The organism is Actinoplanes sp. NPDC023936, assembly GCF_040639325.1.
Taxonomy (GTDB): domain Bacteria; phylum Actinomycetota; class Actinomycetes; order Mycobacteriales; family Micromonosporaceae; genus Actinoplanes.
Genome location: NZ_JBEZZR010000001.1, coordinates 145,159 through 164,858, shown reverse-complemented (window position 1 = coordinate 164,858; position 19,700 = coordinate 145,159). Strand labels below are relative to the sequence as shown.

14 protein-coding genes are annotated in these 19,700 nt (G+C 68.7%); 1 reads left to right on the top strand and 13 read right to left on the bottom strand.

Annotated features, from left to right (window positions below; all coding sequences use genetic code 11):
- Positions 1-80 precede the first annotated feature (80 nt).
- From AB0F72_RS00760 to AB0F72_RS00715, 10 genes are all read right to left on the bottom strand, one after another.
- Positions 81-629, bottom strand: a complete 549-nt coding sequence (locus tag AB0F72_RS00760) for a GNAT family N-acetyltransferase (RefSeq protein WP_360423800.1) — start codon at positions 627-629, stop codon at positions 81-83.
- Positions 629-2,614, bottom strand: a complete 1,986-nt coding sequence (locus AB0F72_RS00755; protein WP_360422931.1) for a penicillin acylase family protein — start codon at positions 2,612-2,614, stop codon at positions 629-631. The genes AB0F72_RS00760 and AB0F72_RS00755 overlap by 1 nt, the downstream gene beginning before the upstream one ends.
- Positions 2,611-4,818: a GNAT family N-acetyltransferase gene (locus tag AB0F72_RS00750; protein ID WP_360422929.1), complete on the bottom strand. Its 2,208-nt coding sequence runs from the start codon at positions 4,816-4,818 to the stop codon at positions 2,611-2,613. The genes AB0F72_RS00755 and AB0F72_RS00750 overlap by 4 nt, the downstream gene beginning before the upstream one ends.
- Entirely contained in the window at positions 4,815-6,104 is a 1,290-nt protein-coding gene (locus tag AB0F72_RS00745) for a SidA/IucD/PvdA family monooxygenase (protein WP_360422925.1), read from the bottom strand. Before AB0F72_RS00745 ends, AB0F72_RS00750 begins: the two co-directional genes overlap by 4 nt.
- Positions 6,104-7,549 carry an aspartate aminotransferase family protein gene (locus tag AB0F72_RS00740; protein ID WP_360423797.1) on the bottom strand — a complete coding sequence of 482 codons (1,446 nt, stop codon included), beginning with the start codon at positions 7,547-7,549 and terminating at the stop codon, positions 6,104-6,106. The genes AB0F72_RS00745 and AB0F72_RS00740 overlap by 1 nt, the downstream gene beginning before the upstream one ends.
- 266 nt (positions 7,550-7,815) lie before the next feature.
- On the bottom strand, positions 7,816-9,456 hold the full coding sequence (locus tag AB0F72_RS00735; RefSeq protein WP_360422923.1) for a beta-1,3-glucanase family protein: 1,641 nt from the start codon (positions 9,454-9,456) through the stop codon (positions 7,816-7,818).
- Between the two features lie 129 nt (positions 9,457-9,585).
- Entirely contained in the window at positions 9,586-11,097 is a 1,512-nt protein-coding gene (locus AB0F72_RS00730; RefSeq protein WP_360422920.1) for an alpha-N-arabinofuranosidase, read from the bottom strand.
- Positions 11,098-11,116: 19 nt separating this feature from the next.
- The gene (locus AB0F72_RS00725) at positions 11,117-11,962 is read right to left on the bottom strand and encodes a carbohydrate ABC transporter permease (protein ID WP_360422917.1); all 846 of its coding nucleotides are present in this window, start codon (positions 11,960-11,962) and stop codon (positions 11,117-11,119) included.
- The gene (locus AB0F72_RS00720; protein WP_360422914.1) at positions 11,959-12,882 is read right to left on the bottom strand and encodes a sugar ABC transporter permease; all 924 of its coding nucleotides are present in this window, start codon (positions 12,880-12,882) and stop codon (positions 11,959-11,961) included. The genes AB0F72_RS00725 and AB0F72_RS00720 overlap by 4 nt, the downstream gene beginning before the upstream one ends.
- Positions 12,882-14,177, bottom strand: a complete 1,296-nt coding sequence (locus tag AB0F72_RS00715) for an extracellular solute-binding protein (RefSeq protein WP_360422911.1) — start codon at positions 14,175-14,177, stop codon at positions 12,882-12,884. The genes AB0F72_RS00720 and AB0F72_RS00715 overlap by 1 nt, the downstream gene beginning before the upstream one ends.
- Before the next feature lie 321 nt (positions 14,178-14,498).
- Here AB0F72_RS00715 and AB0F72_RS00710 point away from each other — a divergent pair, with 321 nt between their 5' ends.
- Positions 14,499-15,527: a LacI family DNA-binding transcriptional regulator gene (locus tag AB0F72_RS00710; RefSeq protein ID WP_360422908.1), complete on the top strand. Its 1,029-nt coding sequence runs from the start codon at positions 14,499-14,501 to the stop codon at positions 15,525-15,527.
- 82 nt (positions 15,528-15,609) lie between these two features.
- Here AB0F72_RS00710 and AB0F72_RS00705 read toward each other — a convergent pair whose 3' ends face one another.
- The 3 genes from AB0F72_RS00705 to AB0F72_RS00695 are packed head-to-tail and all read right to left on the bottom strand — an operon-like array spanning position 15,610 to position 19,696.
- Positions 15,610-17,001 carry an OFA family MFS transporter gene (locus AB0F72_RS00705; RefSeq protein WP_360422905.1) on the bottom strand — a complete coding sequence of 464 codons (1,392 nt, stop codon included), beginning with the start codon at positions 16,999-17,001 and terminating at the stop codon, positions 15,610-15,612.
- Positions 17,002-17,010: 9 nt separating this feature from the next.
- Positions 17,011-17,967, bottom strand: a complete 957-nt coding sequence (gene ligD / locus AB0F72_RS00700) for a non-homologous end-joining DNA ligase (RefSeq protein ID WP_360422902.1) — start codon at positions 17,965-17,967, stop codon at positions 17,011-17,013.
- A gap of 10 nt (positions 17,968-17,977) precedes the next feature.
- Positions 17,978-19,696, bottom strand: coding sequence for an acyl-CoA dehydrogenase (locus tag AB0F72_RS00695; protein WP_360423794.1), 1,719 nt, complete (start codon positions 19,694-19,696; stop codon positions 17,978-17,980).
- Between the last annotated feature and the right edge of the window lie 4 nt (positions 19,697-19,700).

Below are 19,700 nucleotides of genomic sequence, written 5' to 3'. Positions count from 1 at the left end.
GTGGTCCGGGCCGTAGCTGACGCCGGTAAACGGGGCTTGATCACAGGGCTGGGCTACGGCTCGGGGTCGGGGCGGGCAGGTCAGGTGTTCGCCTCGAAGTCGGCGCGGGTGAGGAAGGTCAGCCGGGCCTTCTTGTGACCCAGGTCGATCTCCGGGCCCAGCGTGAAGCCCTCGCGCTGGAGGCGGGCGATCATCTTCTCGTTGCGGATGTCGGGTTCGGCGATGATGCGCTGGTGCGCCGGGTCGGCGAAGAGGTGGCGCAGCAGGACCGGGAAGACGGCGCTCGTCAGGTGCGGCAGGTTCCGGTCGCCGGCGTCCAGCAGCAGGTGCAGGCCGAAGTCGCCGGGGCGGACCGGGTAGCACTCGCCGACCGGGTCGTGTTCCGGCTCGTATGTCTGGAAGATGCCGATCGGGCCGTCGTCCAGCAGCAGCAGGTACGCGTGGTGGGTCGCGAGACCGTCCACGAAGGCGTAGATCTCCTCGACGTCGGAGACCGCGTGCTCGGTCATGCCCCAGAAGCGGTTCCGGGGCTTCGTCACCCAGCTGTGGACCAGCTCCGCGTGCGCATGCGGGTCGAGCGGCACCATGATCAGTTCGCCCAGGCCGGGGAGTTTCTCGGAGCAGATGATCACGATTCCTCCTGCGGGACGAGACCAGGGACGAGATCAGGGACGAGCTCAGGAACGGGCTCAGGGACCAGCTCAGGGACCAGCTCAGGAACGGGCTCAGGGACGAGACGGTCCCAGTCGGTGATCAGCGGAACCAGGGCGCCGGACGTCCAGAGCGGCAACTGGTCCAGGAAATGGGGCGAGTCCGGATCGTCGGACGCGCCGAACGGCACCACCCACCGGCTGCGCTGCCGGTCGGCGACGTCCCAGACATAACGGGCGACCGGGCCGCGCAGGCACCTGTCGCTCACGCCGGTGACGCTCGACGTGTTCAGCACGCAGTCCCGGGACCCGGAGAGCCGGACCTCGGGGAAGTCCACCTCCTGCCCGGGCAGCTGGATCGGGTGGAGCAGATGCCGCTCGCCCCAGGGCGAAGCCTCGACCGAGGCCGGGTCGACGAGGGCGGCGGGGTCCAGGCCCAGGCCGAGCAGCACCCCGTCGAGCGAGTGGCCGATCCGCCCGTGCGGGTCGGTCCAGGGCGCGAAGATCCGGTCGTAACCGCACTCGGTGAAGAGCGGCTTCAGCTCCGGGCGATCCCAGAGGGCGCGGGCCACCGCGGAACGCCACGCCTCGTGCCGTCCCGCTTCGGCCGACTCGGCGGGCATCGACGTGTCCATGTGGATCAGTTCGTGCGGCACGCCTGCGTCGAGCAGGGTGCGGATCCGCCGGGCCCGGCCGGGCGGTGCGAAGTCGATGCCGTGGTCCTCGGTGTCCGGCCGCCGGTCGTTGGCGTTCACCGCGGTGTCCACGTCGAACCGGTCCATCGGCGCCCAGCCGGGCTTCCAGGAGTAGGCCGGGTCCCAGGCGGGCACCGGCACCCAGCGGTTGCGGTCGTCGCGCACCGGCACCCGGCCGGCGGCGAGTTGCACGACCCGGCCGGTGTCGTCGGTGATCAGGACGCTGTTGACCGGTTCGACCCAGCGGGACAGCGCGTCGGCCACCTGGTCGGCGGTGGTCGCCCGCAGCAGGGGAAGCAGCGCGTCGAAGCCGAGGTCGGAGGCGACCCGAGCGGGCGTCCGCAAGCTCAACGCCGGCCCGGAGGCGCCACCCCCCGGAGCACCACTCACCGAAACACCGTCACTCACTGAAGCGCCACTCACCGAAACACCGTCACCCGCGGCGTCGCCGAAGGAGATGACCGGCCCACGAGCGGTCTCCACGATGTCCACCGCGACCGGGTCGGCACCCCGTACCGAAATGGTCTCGTGCAGGGTGACCACCGGCTCCCAGCCGGTCGCGCCGCGCGCCTCGAGCCCCGCCGGCGTCGCGCGCAGTTCCTCGATGTAGAGATCCTGATAGTCGGCCATCGCGTTGGTGATGGCCCAGGCCACCGAGCCGGCGTGGCCGAAGTGCTGCACGCCGGGGACGCCCGGGAAGGTCAGGCCGGCCACGTCGAACTCCGGGCAGGCCAGCCGGATCTGCTGGTAGACGCCGGGCAGTTCGAGCAGCCGATGTGGATCACCGGCGATCTCGCCGGGGACCGCCCAGGCGTTGCTCCCGGAGCCGCCCGGCCCCTCGATCGCGAACCAGGAGAGAGCAGAGGATCCGAGGGTACGTTCGACGTGCGCGCGCCACATCTTGTTGGGAAAAGTCCCGAACAGGATGTGATGTACCTGGAAGACGCCGAGCGACGACCACGGCTGCCACTCGATCCCGCCGGCCCGCACCCCGTCGGCATAGGCGGAGAGGAACGCCTTCGTCTCGCCGGAGAGTTCCGCGAAGCACCGGCGCGCGGTGTCGTCGAGCCGCGCCCGGCGCGCGAAGACGTCCCACTCCACCTCGTCGGGGCCGGCCAGGGAAGCCAGCCGGCCCTCTGATCGGAGCCGCTCCACGAGAAGCTGGCGGCCCCGATCAATCGCGGTCACCCGCCCCTGGAGGTGGGCCAGTTCGAGAACCGAGCCGGCGCGCAGGTGCGGGATGCCGTAGTCGTCGCGATAGACAGTCATCCGGCGATCGGATTCTCCAGCTCACCCGCGTAGATCAGCGAGCTCTCCTGGTCGGCGAGGTCCACCATCTGCAGGGTGTTGCGGAGCTGGAGCCGGTTCAGGCAGGAGTGCGCGAACGTCGGCCGCAGCAGGTCGAGCCGCCCGGCGATCGCCGGGTGGTCCTTCGCGTGCTCGCGGACGCAGTCGCCGGCGAGCGCCCAGAACTCGGCCCAGGAGAGCACGCCGTCGCTGTCCAGGATGCCGGCGAGGTGCCGCAGGAACCCGTCGAAGACGTCGGTGAAGAGCGCCAGCTCCTTCAGCTCGACCGAGGTGATCATGCGGATCCGCTCGACCTCCGGCGGCAGCGGCTGATCGTTCATCACCGCCACCTCCTCGCCGATGTCCTTCATGAACACCCGGGTCGGCACGTGGTTCTCCAGCACCAGGATCAGGTTCTCGCCGTGCGGCATGAACGCCAGATCATGCTGGAGCAGGCAGTGCACGATCGGCCGCAGGTAGGCGCGGAAGTACGTCGCCACCCACTGCGACGCGCTGATCCCGGACTCCCGGATCAACGCGGTGACCAGCGCTTTCCCGTCCCGGTCGCGGTGCACCAGGCTGGCCATGGTGGCCAGGCGCTCGTTCTCGGCGAGCCGCGGAAGCGGGCTCTCCCGCCACAGCGCGGCGAGCATCTTCGTGTACGCGCTGGGCGTGCCGGTCCGGTGATAGGCGTCCCCGGTGTACCCGGCCGAGGCCAGCTCGCGCAGCACCTGGAAACCGCAGGCACGCAACTCCTCGTCGCCGTGCACGAGGTTCGCGACCCACTCGTTGATCGGCGGCGTGACCTGCATGTACTTCGGCGACAGCCCGCGCAGGAAGCCCATGTTCTGCACGGCGATCGCGGTCTTCACGTAGTGCCGGTCCGGCCGGTCGATGTTGAAGAACGTGCGGATCGACTGCTGTGCCCGATAACGATCGGCGCTCTCGTCGAGCGGGACGATCGCGCGGCGGGCCACCTCGGGGGCGAAGGTGATCGCGAGCTTGTGCTCCCACTGCCACGGGTGGACCGGCAGGTAGCGGTAGTCGGCCGGGTCCAGCCCGCGCGAGCGCAACTGGCGCTCGTAGTGGTCGAGCTGTTCCGCCCCGAACTCCGCGGCGAACAGCGAGCGCTCGTCACCCTCGTACACGAAGATGCTCTCGCTCTTGAGGACCGCCACCCAGCGCAGCCGCACCGGCCGGCCGGCCTCCGGAGCGAACGCCTCGTGGTCCTTCAGACCGAAACCGATCCGTCCGTTGTTCGCCACGAAACCGGGGTGGCCCTCGGTCATCGCCGCTTCGATGGTCTGGAAATCGGCGTGCACCAGGTCATCGGCGGTCTCCCGCCGGTGGGTCAGCTTCCAGGCGGTGCCGGCGAGCGTCGCGGAGATCTCTTCGAGGTACGTGCCGAGCAGCTGCTCCGGGATGCCGAGGGTCTCGCGCAGCCCGGAGATGAAGTCGAGCGCGTCGAGCGGACCGTCGAGGGAGGCCGGGTCGACGATCCAGTGCTCCATCGGAAGCCGGCGCGCGCTGAACCGGATATTTCCAAATTTGTACGTGCTCTCGCCGACCTGCTCCGGCTCGATCAGCCGCTCGTGGCTGAACTCCGCGAGCGCCTTCGCGATCAGCCGCCGGTTCGCGATCTCCATGGTCGCCGGGTTCAGGTGCGGGACGCTCATCTCGTACGCGGCGCGGGTGCAGAAGCTCAGCCGGGCCACCTTGTCGTGCAGCTGAATGTGCCGCTCCTCGACGAAACCGGCCTCGGCGTTCTTCCGGGCGATCGCCTCGTTGCGCACGTCCGGCTCCACCACGACCCGGTCGATCCGGGAGTCGGCGAAGCAGAAGTCCATCACCGCGCGGAACACCGCCGAGGTGAGACCGGACCGCTTCCGATCAGAGGAAGGCGGCGCCACCAGCACGTGCATGCCGATGTCGCCGGGCCGCACGTCGTAGTGCTCGGCCAGCTCGCTGTGCGCCGGATCGTAGGTCTCGGCCAGGAAGATCGGCGTTCCGTCGTCGTCCAGCCCGAGCCACGCGTGGTGGTGCGGGTTGTCGGCGATCTTCTGGTACTCCTCACGCACCCGTTCCGGGGTGGCGCCCTGCAGCCCCCAGAAGTGCGAGCGCGGGTGGGTCACCCACGCGTGCAGAAGGTCCAGGTCGCGATGGAGATCCAGGGGTACGAGGTTCATGACGTCACCAGTTGACGGGGGATGTCGGCGGTGGGGGCGCCGAACTGCTGGAAGGCGATCGACTGCTCGATCTTGTAGATCTCGCGGCCGGTGATGCCCTTGAGGATCACCGAGTTGCGGTACGGGCCCATGCCGAGGTCGGGGGCGTTGACGCTGTGCGTGTGCTCTTCGGCGTTCTGCACGAACACCTCGTTGCCGGCGACGTCGACCGCGTAGTCCACTGCCACGTCGAAGCGGCCCTTGGCGTCCCAGCGGATCCGGTCGCGGACCGGCTCCAGGAAGGACGGGACGCGCGGGGCGTACCCGGTGGCGAGCAGCAGGCCCTGCGTCGTCGCGGTGAACGAGCGGCCCTGCTCCGCGTGGTGCAGCGCCAGCGTGTAGCGCTGCTCCGCGGAGTCCCAGATCACGCCTTCGAGGGCGGTGTTGGTGAGCAGGGTGGTCGGCACCGGTCCGTGCAGGCTCTTCGCGTAGAGCGTGTCGTAGATGGTGTCGACCAGGTCGGCGCTGATCCCCTTGTAGAGGTTGCGCTGCTCACGGCCGAGCCGGTCGCGCGTCTCGATCGGCAGCGCCTGGTGGTAGCGGATGTACTCCGGCGAGGTCATCTCCAGGGTCAGCTTCGTGTACTCCATCGGGAAGTACCGGGGCGACCGGGTGATCCAGCTGAGGTGGTAGCCGTACGTCTCGATCTCGTTGAGCAGGTCGAGGTAGATCTCGGCGGCGCTCTGCCCGCTGCCGATCACCGTGATCGAGTCGAGGGCCTGCAGCTTCTCCTTGTTCGGCAGGTAGTCGGCGCTGTGCACGTACGGGCCCTGGTCGACGACGGCCGGGACGCGCGGGGCCGTGCCGATGCCGAGCACCAGCTTGCGCGTCCGGAACGTCTCACCGGTCGCGGTGTGCACGAGGTACGCCTCGCCGTCGTGGGTGACCGTGTCGACGCGGGTGTCCCAGTGGATCGACGGCAGCTGCTTCGCCACCCACTTGCAGTACTCGTTGTACTCCGCGCGCAGCGGGAACCAGTTCTCCCGGATGTAGAACGGGTAGAGCCGTCCCACCTGCTTGAGGTAGTTCAAAAAGGAGAACCGGGAGGTCGGGTCGGCCATCGTGACCAGGTCCGCCATGAACGGCACCTGGATCGTGACGCCGTCCAGCATCAGCCCGGGGTGCCAGTCGAACTCGGACCGCTGCTCCAGGAAGACGCCGTCCACATCGGGCAGGTCGGCGGTCAGCGCGGCGAGGCCGAGGTTGAACGGCCCGACGCCGATCGCGACGAAGTCATGGGTACGCATCAGGCCATCACCGCCGCAGTCGTGGTCTCGCCGGAGAGCCGGTGCCCGATCCCTCGGATCAGGTCCAGCACGTCTTTCAGGTTGCCCATCGTCGTGTTCGGGTTGAGCAGGGTGAACTTGAGCCAGTAGTGGCCGCCCACCGTGGTGCCGGCGACGATCGCCTGCCCGTCCCGGAACAGCTCCTGCCGCAGCCTCGGCATCAGCTCGTCGCAGGCCTCGACGCTCATCGGTTCCGGGCGGTACCGGAAGAGGATCGTGCTGAGCGTCGGCTCGGTCAGCACCTCGAAGTCCGGGTCGGTGCGCAGGTGCTCCCAGGCCTGGTGCGCCCGGTCGACCACGGTGTCGAACATGTCGCCGATCTGCTCGGAGCCCATCGTCCGCAGGGTCATCCAGAGCTTCAGCGCGTCGAAGCGGCGGGTGGTCTGCAGGCTCTTGTCGACCTGATTCGGCACCGTCGCGGTGCGCGGATTCAGGTAGTCGGCGTGCACCGCGATCCGGCGCATCGTCTCGCCCCGGCGGATCACGATCGCGCTGGAGCTGACCGGCTGGAAGAAGCTCTTGTGGAAGTCGACGGTCACCGAGTCCGCCTGCTCGATGCCGTCCAGCAGGTGCCGGCGGCGGGTGGAGACCAGAAGGCCACATCCGTACGCGGCGTCGACGTGGAACCAGATGCCCCGCTCGGCGCAGATCGGGGCGATCGCGGCGACCGGATCGATCCGCCCCAGGTCGGTCGTGCCGGCGGTGGCGACCACGGCCATCGGGAGCGCGCCGTCACGGCGTACCCCGTCGATTGCCGCCGCCAGCGCACCCGGATCCATCCGCCCGTCGCCGTCGGTCGCGACAGCGACCACGGCGTCCGCGGCCAGGCCGAGAATGCCGGCCGACTTGACCACGCTGAAGTGGCTCTCGGCGGTCGCGAAGATCCGCAGCCGGGACAGCACGGCGTCCCGCGGCTCGTCGATCCCGGCCAGCGTCTCCTCGCGGGCCAGGAGCAGCGCCTGCAGGTTCGACTGGGTGCCACCGCTGGTGAAGATGCCGTCGGCGCCCGGGCCGAAGCCGATGCGCCCCGCTGTCCAGTCGATCAACCGGCGCTCGATCAGGGTGCCCGTCGCGCTCTGGTCCCAGGTGTCCACCGAGGAGTTGACGGCGGAGATCAGGACCTCGGCGCTGAGGGCGGGGATGGCTACCGGGCAGTTCAGGTGCGCCACGTACGTCGGCTCGTGGAACCAGATGGCGTTGTCCAGATAGAGCCGGGCGACCTCGTGCAACGCGGCGCCGGTGTCACCGAGCGGACGATCGAGGTCGACGGCGTCGACCTGAGCCTGAAGATCGGTGACCGATGCACCGGAGTACGGCTGCCGCACTGCCTTCACCCGGTCCGCCAGCAGCGCCGATGCATGCCAGACCCCCGACGTGTAGCTGTCGAGAGTGGACCCGGAGAACAGATGCGGGGACGCGAACCCCTCCAACGTGGCCTCCACTAATAAGGTAAACCTTACCTAACTGAGGGGAGGCTAACCGGCCGGACTCGGGTTGGAAACTTGATCGGGTCGCGTCGGGGGGCGACGGCCGGGTTCGGCGCGGCCGGAACATGCCGCGACCAGCGGATCGACCCCGGCACAAGAATTCTGTGAGGGACGGGTGATTCATCCCATAATGCGGGTGTGGAGCCCACCGTGTAGGACAGTGGGCTCCATCGATAGCTGTCGGGTCAGAACGCGGTAAGCGTGATCCCCGCCGCCTGGGGATCGCCGTCGTGCACCAGCGACTCCTGGTTCTGCACGTCGTCGAAGGCGAACGCGTACGCCTTGCCGTCGACCATGTTCGCGTGGATCTCCCGGGCGTAGACGTTGGTGAGTTCGCCCTGGTAGAAGTCGGTGGCGGTGCCGCTCGGCTGGGTGTCGAGGCGGCCCAGGGTGGTGCGCTGGAGAGCCGCGCACAGCGTCCGGGCGATCGGGCCGACCACCGCGTCGTTCGGCGCCGCCAGAGCCCCGTCGCAACCCCAGACGTTCGCGGTGGAGGGCTTCGTGAACGACGCGACGGTCTTCCCCGCGGTGTCCGTGAAGCTCAGGACGTCACCGCTGGTGCGGCCCAGGTACTTCACGCCCGGCTGATCGGTGAACGGCACCACGGTGAGCGTCCTGTCGCGGTAGGCGGACCACGCGCTCGTGATGTACGGATCGAGGTAGGACGGGCTCATCAGTCCGGCGTCGGCCGCCTTGCCCGGTGCCAGCACGCGCAGCACGGTGCCGTCAGAACCGGTCACAACGCTCTTCGCGAACGCCGAATCGGCAGTGATCGCGTCGATCACCCGCTGCCGGCCGCCCGGCTTCACCTCGCCGGTCCGGATCGTCCGGGTCCCGTTGCTCACGCTCACCACGTGCGGGACCGCGAACATGTCGACCTGGGAGCTGTTCAGCCAGAGGCCGGAGTCGTTCAGGGTGAACTCGCTCCAGTCGAAGAGGATGTCGCGGTTCGGGTCGCCGCCCGCCCACGGGGCCGGCTGCACCAGGCCGCCGGCGGTCACCCGGAAGTCGAGCTTGCGGCCGAAGCTGAAGTAGATCCGGCCGGAGAGGTTCTCCGGGATCTGGATCGTGGTGGATCCGTTGATCCCGGGCCCGGGGATGGAGACGTCCGGAGCCGGAGCCGGGACGGCCCCGCCGCCGGTCCATGGAGTGAACGTCCCGGACTTCTCGGCATAGCCGAGCTTGCCGGTCGTCAGGTCGGTGCCGAGTACGTAGAGGTAGACGTCGTCGTCGCGGCCGCTGTCGTTGGTGACGGTCAGCGGGAGGAGCCCTTCGGCCTTTTCCGGATTCGTCGGATTCGCGCTGGCGGGGGTCGCGGCCGGCGCGGTCGCGGCCGGCGCCGTGGCCGACGCCGTGGGAGCTGTCGCGGCGGGGGCTGTCGCGGCGGGGGCTGTCGTCGCCGGGACTGTCGTCGCCGGGACCGTCGCGGCGGGGGCTCCGCCGCAGGGCGCTCCGTTCAGCCTGCAGTTCACCGGCTGGCCGCCGCTGCCGACGAACCCGAACGTCACCGTCCCGCCGACCGGAACAGCGCCGTTCCACGAGCGGTTCGTGAACGTCCGGTGGCTCCCGGAAGCGGCCATCTCCGCCTCCCAGAAACTGCCGATCGACGACCCGGCGGGCAGATCGAATTCCACCGTCCACGACGTCATCGCGGACGCGCCGGTATTGCTGATCGTCACCTCGTCCTGCCAGCCGCTCCCCCAGTCGGCGACCGTGCGGAGGCTCGCTGTCGGTGCGGCGGCCGAGGCCGGCAGGGCGATCCAGGTGGTGGCGAGGGCGGCCGTGGTGGCCGCGGCTGCCAGGACGAGACTTCGTTTTCTGGGCATGGGGGTGCCACCCTTCGAAGAATGAACAATCGGGGACGATCGCCATTATTCAAAGGGCGGCACCGGAAAATCGCGCTGTTTAAGGTCCCTTTAATGCGGACGTTTTTCCCACCGGCCGATAACAGTTTTTCAGGAGCGGGTCAGGCGGACCGCCGACCAGGAGACGCGCGGAAGGACCAGCGTCACCGAACCCGCGTCGGCGGTGACCGCGTCCAGCGGACGCAGCGTGACCCGCTCCGGCTCGTCCCGGGTGTTGCCGGCCCGCACGTCGTCGTCGGTCAGCGTCCACGACTCGGCCATCGTCAGGCCGGTCCCGAACGCGCTCAGGTCCACGGTGAACGCGACCGGCTGCTCCTGGTCCCGGTTCACCGCGAAGACCACCACGTCGCCGGTGGCCGGGTCGTGGGTGGCGACGGCGTCGATCACGGGTGCCTCGCCGTACCGCGCGGTCTCGTACACCGGGCTCTGGATCTCCAGGCGGAGCACGTTTCCCTTGGCGAGCGCGGCGGTCCGGGCGAACGGGTGGAAGATGGTCTGCCGCCAGGCCGGTCCGCCCGGCTCGGTCATGATCGGGGCGATCACGTTGACCAGCTGCGCCTGGCAGGCGGCGGTGACCCGGTCGCTGTGCCGGAGCAGCGAGATCAGCAGGTTGCCGACGACCACCGCGTCCGCGACGTTGTACTGGTCCTCGATCACCCGCGGGGCGATCTCCCACTCCTTCGGGAGCGGCGCGCTCTGGAAGCGGGACAGGTACCAGACGTTCCACTCGTCGAACGACAGGTTGATCTTCTTCGTGCTCTTGAGCCGGGCGCCGACCGCGTCCGCCGTGGCCACGATGCTGTTCACGAAGTGGTCCATGTCGACCGCGCTGGCCAGGAACGAGCCGAGGTCGCCGTCGTGCTCCTCGTAGTACGCGTGGCAGGACACGTAGTCGACCACCTCGTACGCGTGCTCCAGCACCGTCGACTCCCAGGAGCCGAACGTCGGCATCGCCGAGCTGGAACTGCCACACGCCACGAGCTCCAGATCGGGCTCGGCGGATCGCAGCGCCCGGGCCGTGGCGGCCGCCAGCAGCCCGTACTCCGCAGGGGTCTTGTGTCCGGTCTGCCAGGGCCCGTCCAGTTCGTTGCCGAGGCACCAGAGCTTGATCCCGTAGGGCTTCTCCGCGCCGTTGGCGCGACGCAGCTCGGAGAGATGCGTCCCCTCCGGATGGTTGACGTACTCGTGCACGTCGAGTGCCTCCTGCACGCCGCGGGTGCCGAGGTTGACCGCGTACATGATCTCGACGTCGGCCTTCTCGGCCCACTTGGCGAACTCGTCGATGCCGACCTCGTTCGTCTCGATGCTGCGCCAGGCGAGATCCCGGCGGCGGGGCCGCTGGTCGACCGGCCCGATGCCGTCCTCCCAGCGGTATCCGGAGACGAAGTTGCCGCCGGGGTAACGCACCATCGTGACGCCCAGCTCGCGGGCGAGGGCGAGCACATCGGTGCGGAAGCCGTCCTCGTCGGCGAGCGGGTGAGACGGCTCGTAGATCCCGGTGTAGACGCAGCGACCCATGTGCTCGACGAACGATCCGAAGGTACGGCGGCTGACGGGCGCCACCACCGAGACAGGGTTCAGTGCGACACGTGCCTGAAGCATGTTGTTCCTTAGAGGAGAGTCACTTGACGGCGCCGACGGTGAGGCCACCGCGCCAATGCCGCTGGAGCAGCAGGAAAGCCGCGATGAGGGGCACGATGGCCACCAGCGAACCGGCCACGATCACGTTGAAGAGCGCCGCTCCGCCGTTGCCGATGGTGGCCGACATGTACCAGGTCCGCAGGCCGACGGTGAGCGGGTAGAGCTGGTTGTCGCTGAGCATCACCAGCGGCAGGAAGAAGTTGTTCCACGACGCGACCATCGTGAAGAGCAGCACGGTGACCAGGGCCGGCCGCATCGCCGGCAGGGCCACGCTGCGGAAGACCCGGAACTCGCCGGCGCCGTCGATCCGGGCCGCCTCCAGCATCTCGTCCGGGATCGAGTCGTGGGTGTAGACCCGCAGCAGGTAGACGCCGAACGGGTTGAGCAGCGACGGCAGGATCACCGCCCAGATCGTGTCCACCAGGTCCAGCTGGGCCATCAGCAGGTACGTCGGCAGCACCAGCGCGGTGGCCGGCACCATGATCAGGCCGAGCAGCAGGGCGAAGAGCGCACCCCGGCCGGGGAAGCGCAGCTTGGCGAACGCATAACCGGCCAGCGCCGAGACGATCGTCGCGCCGATGCCGCTGAGCACCGCGTACATCGCCGAGTTGCGCAGCCAGGTCAGATAGATGCCGTTCTCCTGTGTGAAGACCAGCTTCAGGTTGTCGATCAGGTGGAAGTCGGCGAACCAGAGCGGCGCCGAGCCGAACAGGCCGTCGTTGTCCTTCGTCGCGGCGACCAGCAGCCACCAGAACGGCAGCAGGAAGTAGAGGGCCATCAGGCCCATCACGACGTGGGCCGCTACCGAGCCTCGGGAAGCCTTCATCGCAGCGCGCTCCGCTTCCGGGTGGCGAACAGGAAGATGTACGACCCGACGAAGACCACCGCACCGAGCAGGAACGAGATCGCGGCCGAGTAGTTGTACTGCTGGAACGAGAACGCCTGGTGGAAGGCGTACAGGTTCGGTGTGTAGTGCTGGGTGATCGCGCCCGGGTTGAGCGGCTGGAGGATCAGCGGCTCGGTGAAGAACTGCAGCGTCCCCATGATCGTGAAGAGGGTGGCGAGGATCAGCGCCGAGGCGATCATCGGCGTCTTGATCCGGAGCGCGATCTGCACCGCGCCGGCGCCGTCGATCCGGGCCGACTCGTAGACCTCCTTGGGCAGGCCCTGCAGCGCCGCGTACAGAACGATCATGTTGTAGCCGGCCCACTGCCAGGTCACGATGTTGCCGAGCGAGCCGAGCACCACGCCGCTGGAGAGGAAGTCGAAGCTGAGCGGCCCGGTCTCCTTGCTGTAGAGGAAACCCCACATCAAGGTGCCGATCACCACGGGTACGGCGTACGGCACGAACGCCGCCAGCCGGAACACGCGGGAGAACCGCGACGTCGCGCCGTCGATCAGCAGCGCCGCGACGAGCGCGATCCCGATCATCAGCGGGGTCTGCACCAGGCCGAAGAGCAGCACCCGGACCACGCCCTCGCGGACCAGCGGGTCGTCGAACGCCTGCTGGTAGTTGTCCAGGAAGGCGAAGACCTCGCCCTCGACCAGGGTGGACCGGTAGAGGCTGAGCTTGAGCGCGTACCCCATCGGTAGCAGCAGGAACGCGACGAGCAGCACCGCGAACGGGAGCACGAAGAGCCAGCCGGTGGCGGCCTCGCGCCAGTGCCGCCGCTTGTTCGCCGGTGCCGGGGCGGGGCCCGCGGCCGCCGGAGCGGCAGCCGCGGACTTCGTCTGGACCTCGGTCATTACTGAACCTTGAAGCCCTGCTGGGTGGCGTACTGGGCGATGTTGGCCTGCGCCGTGTCGATCGCCGCGGTCCAGGACGTCTTCTTCTCGATCGCCTGGCCCAGCCCGGTGGTCAGCTGGTTGAAGTTGTAGCTGTTGAACGGGCTCCAGGCGAACTCACCGATCGCGTTGTACGCCGGCACGAACACCTCGTTGACCTTCTGGCCGCCGAAGAACTCGTACTCCTTCTTCATGAACGCGTCCGACTCCAGGATCGGGGTGGCGGTCGGGAAGAGGTACGCCTCGTCGATGCCGATCTTCCAGGCGTCGGTGTTCGTGGCGCCGAAGATCTCCTTGGCCACGGTGGCGGCCTGCTCCGGGTGCTTGGTCTGGTCGGTCACGGCGAACGACGAGCCGCCCCAGTCGCCCTGCGCGTCGGCGCCGGCGGTCCACTGCGGCAGCGGTGCGGCACGCCACTTGCCCGAGGTCGTCTTGGCGACGCTCTGCAGGTAACCGGGGCCCCAGCCGGCCGCGATGTAGGTGGCGTACTTCCCGGACGCGAGTCCGTTGTAGAAGTCGGTCGTGCCGTACGCCGTGGTGTCGGCGAGGCCGGCGTTGACCATGCCCTCCCAGTACGTCAGGACCTTCTTGGTCTCCGCGTTGTTCACGGCGACCGAGATGGTGCCCGGGTCGGCGATGTCGTAGGTGTAGGGCTTGGCGCCGGCCTGCCACTGCAGCCCGGTCAGGAAGCCGCCGTCGCTCGCGCCGAAGTCGGTGATGAAGCTCTTGCCACCGGAGGCGGACTTCAGCTTCTCGGCCTGCGCCTTGTACTCGTCCCAGGTCGCAGGCACGGTCAGGCCGTACTTCTGGAAGATGTCCTCGCGGTAGAGCAGCGCCATCGGCCCGGCGTCGACCGGGATGGCGTAGACCGAGTCACCGGTGCTGACCTGCTTCCAGGCCCAGTCCACGTAGTTGGACTTGACGTCGTTGGCGCCGTACTTGCCGAGGTCGACGAGGTGCTTGGTGAGCTGGAAGGTGGGGATCTCCTGCAGCTCGAGCATCGCCACGTCGGGCGCGCCCTTGCCGGCCTTGAGCGCGGTCTGCAGCTTGGTGTACTGGTCCTGGCCGGCGCCGGCGTTCGTCCACTCGATCTTGATGTCGGTGTGCGTCTTGTTGAACAGGTCGACCACGCCCTGGAACGACGGGTACCACGCCCAGACCTTGATCGTGACCGGTCCGTCGGCCTTGGTCGCCTCGTCCGCGCCACCGCCGCAGGCGGCAAGGGTCACCGCGGTCAGCGTGGCGACCACCGTCACGGCCGACCGGCGCAGTTTCCGCCCTAGACTAGAGTTCCTGACGTTCACTGGGTCCTCACAGAGTCAGTCGATAAGCGTCGGGTCAAGGCCGGTTCGCGGTGCTGGCACACCGCGACCGGCCATCATTCACGTTCCATCGGTTCCGGTTGCATCGGTTCCGGTTGCGTCAGTTCACGTTTGCATTGATTCACGTTGCATGTATGAACGAGTTGCTACGCTTTTGCAGCGCTGCAAAACACAGCATGCACGGACGTCCAATCGACGGCAAGGGGTAACCTGCCGGAAACTTGGCGCACGCGGGAAGCCGCAAAGGGGGGCACATTGCGTCGGGAGGTTACTCTGCGTGACGTGGCGGAGCTGGCTGGTGTTTCCAGCCGGACCGTCTCGAACGTGGTCAACGGGTACGCGAACGTCACCGAGCGGACCCGTGTCCGCGTCCAGCGCGCCGTCGAGGAGCTCGGTTACCGGCCCAACGTGCTGGCCCGGAACCTGGCGCAGGGCCGGTCCGGCCAGATCGCCCTGGTGGTGCCGTACCTGGACACGCCCTACTTCGCCGAGCTGCTGCAGAGCGTGATCCGGGCGGCCCGCGCAGGCGGGTACAACGTGCTGATCGACCAGACCGACGGCGACCCGGAGCACGAGCGCGGCTTCATCGCCCACGGCTCGCGGCGGCTGCTCTTCGACGGGGTCGTCTTCAGCCCGCTCGGCCTCGACCAGCAGGCCCTGGCCGACCGGGACCCGGCCCTCCCGCTCGTCATCCTCGGCGAGCGGGCCAGCGACGGCACGTTCGACCACGTCGGCATCGACGACGTGGCGGCCTCCCGGCAGGCCACCGAGCATCTGCTCGACCTGGGCCGGCGCCGGGTGGCGGCGATAGGCGACCAGCCCTACGCGACGGGGGAGGCGGCGCAACTGCGTACCCGGGGATTCCGCCAGGCGCACGAGGGCCGCGGCCGCCCGGTGCACGAAGATCTGATCATCGGCACGCCGCGGTTCAACCGGCCGGACGGCGCTCGCGCCATGGCCGACCTGCTCGACCGGGAGAACCCGCCGGACGCGGTCTTCTGCTACAGCGACCTGGTCGCTCTCGGCGCGATCCACACGATCCTCGCGCGCGGGCTGCGGGTGCCCGAGGACGTCGCGGTGATCGGTTACGACGACATCGAGGACGGCCGGTACTCGAACCCGACCGTCACCACGATCTCGCCGGACAAGGAGTGGATAGCGACCACTGCGGTGGAGCGCCTGCTGCTGCGGATCGGCAGCGCCACCCCACCGCCCGGCCTGGAGCTGCGGGCCCCGCACAGACTGATCGTGCGGGAGTCGACTGCCGGCAGGGCCGGCTACTGAAACAGCTTCGACGCCGTGATGACCGTCTGGATGATCCCGTAACCGAGCAGCACGCTGACCAGCGCCCAGGAGACGAAGAGCCTCATGCCGCCTGCACCTCCTCTTTCATGGCGGGCTCGTGGTACTTCGAGGGCACCGGGCGCACCAGCAGGTTCGCGGCGAACCCGACGGCCAGCAGCGCGACCATGGTGAACAGCGCCGGCCGGTAGGCGTCCGCCGTCAGCGTCCCCGGCTTGCCCTGCGCGTCCAGGAACCCGTTGATGATCAGCGGTCCGGCCACCCCGGCCGCGGACCAGGCGGTCAGCAGCCGGCCGTGGATCGCCCCGACCTGATAGGTGCCGAACAGGTCCCGCAGATAGGCCGGAATCGTGGCGAACCCGCCGCCGTAGAACGACAGGATCACCCCGGCCAGCAGGACGAACAGCGCGGTCGCCGCGGGGCCGACGGTGGCCAGCAGCGCGTACAGGATCATGCCGCCGCCGAGGTAGAGCATGTAGATCGGCCTGCGGCCGATCAGGTCGGACGTCGACGACCAGACGAACCGGCCGGCCATGTTGAACAGTGACAGCACGCCGACGAAACCGGCCGCCGCGGAGACCGCGACGCTGGAGACGCCGTCCTCCCGGAAGAAGTCCTGGATCATCGGGCTGGCCTGTTCCAGGATGCCGATGCCGGCCGTGACGTTGCAGAACAGCACGATCCAGAGCAGCCAGAAGGCACGGGTCCGAATCGCGTTCGCCGCCGCGACCTGTGCGGTCGTGACCAGCGGCTTCTCCCGTACCGAAGCGGGGTCCCACCCTGCCGGGGACCAATCAGAAGCGGGCACCCGGATATTGATCACGCCGAACATCATGATCAGGAAGTAACCGATGCCCAGGGTGAGGAAGAGCGCGGTCAGCGCGCTGCCGTCGGCCACCGAGGTCGCGACGTTCGGGTCGTAGCCGCTGTCGTAGAACGACATGAGCTGCCGGGAGAGCGGCCCGGCGATCAGCGCGCCGCCGCCGAATCCCATGATCGCCAGACCGGTGGCGAGGCCGGGCCGGTCCGGGAACCACTTGATCAGCGTGGAGACCGGCGAGATGTACCCGATGCCCAGCCCGATCCCGCCGAGCACGCCGTACCCCAGGTAGAGCAGCCAGAGCTGGGTGGTCGCGATGCCGAGCGCGCCGATCAGGAAGCCGGACGCCCAGAACGAGGCGGACACGAACATCGCCTTGCGCGGGCCGTTCGCCTCCACCCAGGTTCCGCCGACCGCGGCCGAGAGGCCCAGCATCACGATCGCGATGCTGAAGATGACGCCGATCGCTGTCTGACTGGTGTCGAAGTGCTGGACCAGGGAGTTCTTGTAGACGCTTGTCGCGTACACCTGGCCGATGCACAGGTGAACCGAGAGCGCGGCGGGCGGGATGAGCCAGCGGCTGTACCCCGGCGGAGCAATGGTGTGCTCGCGGTCTAGCGCGGAGAGCAGGGCCATCGCAGCGCCCTACCCATCGTCATCAGTCGATAAACCTTCCCGGTCGGCCCACTCCAGCAGCGTGTCCAGGGAGAACGCTTGATCGTCGATCGTCGCGTGCAGGTCGCCGAGCTCGGCGAAGCGGGCCGGCACGGTCCGGATCGTCAGGTCCTGCGGCTCCACGTCCGGGATCTCGTCCCAGCGCACCGGGGTGGAGACGGTGGCCGAGGGGACGCCGCGCACCGAGTACGCGCTGGCGATGGTGTGGTCCCGCGCGTTCTGATTGTAGTCGATGAAGAGCGACGCCGGGTCCCGGTCCTTGCGCCACCAGGTGGTGGTCACCTCGTCCGGCACCCGTTTCTCCACCTCGCGGGCGAACGCGAGGGCCGCCCGGCGGACCTCCGAGAACCCCCAGCGCGGCTCGATCCGGACGTAGACGTGCAGCCCCTTGCCGCCGGACGTCTTCGGGTAACCGGTGATCCCCAGCTCGTCGAGCACCTCGTGGACCACCCCGGCCACCTTGCGGACCGTGCCGAACGGGCAGTCCGGCATCGGGTCCAGGTCGATCCGCCACTCGTCCGGTTTCTCGGTGTCCGCCCGCCGGGAGTTCCACGGATGGAACTCCACGGTGGACATCTGCACGGCCCAGATCACGTCGGCCGGCTTGGTCACGCAGAGCTCGTCGGCGTGCCGGTGGTAGCGCGGGAAGGTCACCCGGACCGTCTCCAGCCAGGGCGGCGCGCCGTTCGGCACCCGTTTCTGGTGCACCTTCTCCCCGGCCAGCCCGTCCGGGAAGCGGTGCAGCATGCAGGGCCGCTCGCGGAGCGCGCGGACGATCCCGTCGCTGACCGCCAGGTAGTACTCGACCAGGTCGAGCTTGGTGGCGCCGAGCTCCGGGAAGTAGATCCGGTCCGGGTTGGAGACCCGGACGTCGTAGTCGCCGACTTCGATGACAGTTGCTCTACCTACAGAGGCTTTACCGGCCATGTCATGAAACCTAGCCGAGCCAGGCCTCCTTCATGTCCAGAAGAAGAGTGTCGCCCGACTCCAGCAGGTCCAGCATCGGGGAGATCCGGGGCAGCTCATGGGTCACGAAATACCGCGCGGCCAGGCGTTTGCCCTCGTAGAAGTCGCCCTCCTTGCCGTCCGCGGCACGCCACTGCTCCAGCCAGATCCAGGCGACCACGAGATGCCCCGCGGCGTCGAGATACGCCGTCGCGTTCGCCAGCGCCCGCTCCGCGTCCCCCGAGGCCCACAGCTTCGCTGTGGTCCGTGCCAGGCGATCGGCTGCCTCCGCCACCGGCCTTCCCAGATCATTGGGTACGGCCGAAGCGGTCGCCCGGATCCGATCCAGCAGCAGGCCCAGTCCCGCCCCACCCTTCATGGTCACCTTGCGGCCCAGCAGGTCGAGCGCCTGGATCCCGTCGGTGCCCTCGTGGATCGAGTTGAGCCGGTTGTCCCGGTAGAACTGCTCGACCGGGTACTCGCGGGTGTAGCCGTACCCGCCGTGGACCTGGATGGCGTGATCGTCGGCGAGCCGGCACCACTGCGACGGCCACGCCTTGACGATCGGGGTGAGCACGTCGAGGAGCAGGTCGTTCTCCTCCGACGACTCGTCGACCAGCTTCGCGGCGTAGAGGATCAGCGCGAGACCGCCCTCGACGTACGACTTGGAGGCGAGCAGCATCCGCCGTACATCCGGGTGTTGAATGATCGGCACCGCGGGCGCCAGCGGGTCCTTGCCGGCGACCGGCCGGCCCTGGGTGCGCTCCTTGGCGTAGTCGAGCGCGTGCAGGTACCCGGTGTAGCCGAGGGCGACCGCGCCGGCCCCGACGCCGATCCGCGCCTCGTTCATCATGTGGAACATGTACTGGAGGCCGCGGCCCTCCTCGCCCACCAGGTACCCGGTCGCGTCGTCGAAGGCGAGCACCGTGTTGGTGGTCCCGCGGTATCCCATCTTGTGGTTGAGCCCGGCCAGGGTGACGCCGTTGCGCTCGCCGGTGTCCAGGTTCTTCTTCGGCACGATGAAGAGCGACAGGCCCTTCACGCCGGCCGGCGCGCCCGCGACCCGGGCCAGCACCAGGTGGATGATGTTCTCGCTGAGCTCGTGGTCGCCGGCCGAGATCCACATCTTGCTGCCGGTGATCCGGTAGTTCTCGCCGTCCCGGACCGCCTTCGTCGTCACGTCCGACAGCGACGATCCGGCCTGCGGCTCGGACAGGCACATGGTGCCGGTGAACCGGCCCTCCAGCATCGGATGGACGAACCGGGTGATCTGTTCCTCGGTGCCGTGCGCCAGCAGCAGATGCGCGTTCGCCGAGGTGAGCATCGCGTACGAGCTGGTGCCGGTGTTCGCGGCCTGGAACCAGAGGAAACAGGCCCGCTGCACCACGAGCGGCAGTTGCAGCCCGCCGTGCTCGGCGTCCACGGTCCCGGCGATCAGCCCGGACTCGGCGAAGACCTTCAGCGCCTTCGCCACCTCCGGGATGATCTCCACCCGCTCGCCGTCGAACGTCGGCTCGTTGAGGTCGTTCTTCCGGTTGTGCGGCGCGAAATCGCGCTCGGCGATCTGCTGGGAGACCTCCAGGAACGCGTCGAACGTCTCCCGGGAGTGGTCGGCGAACCGCTCCCGCGCGGTCAGCGACTCCACATCGAGCCATTCGTAGAGCAGGAACGCGAGATCTCGCTGGGAGAGCACCTTGGACACCGCTGCCACCACC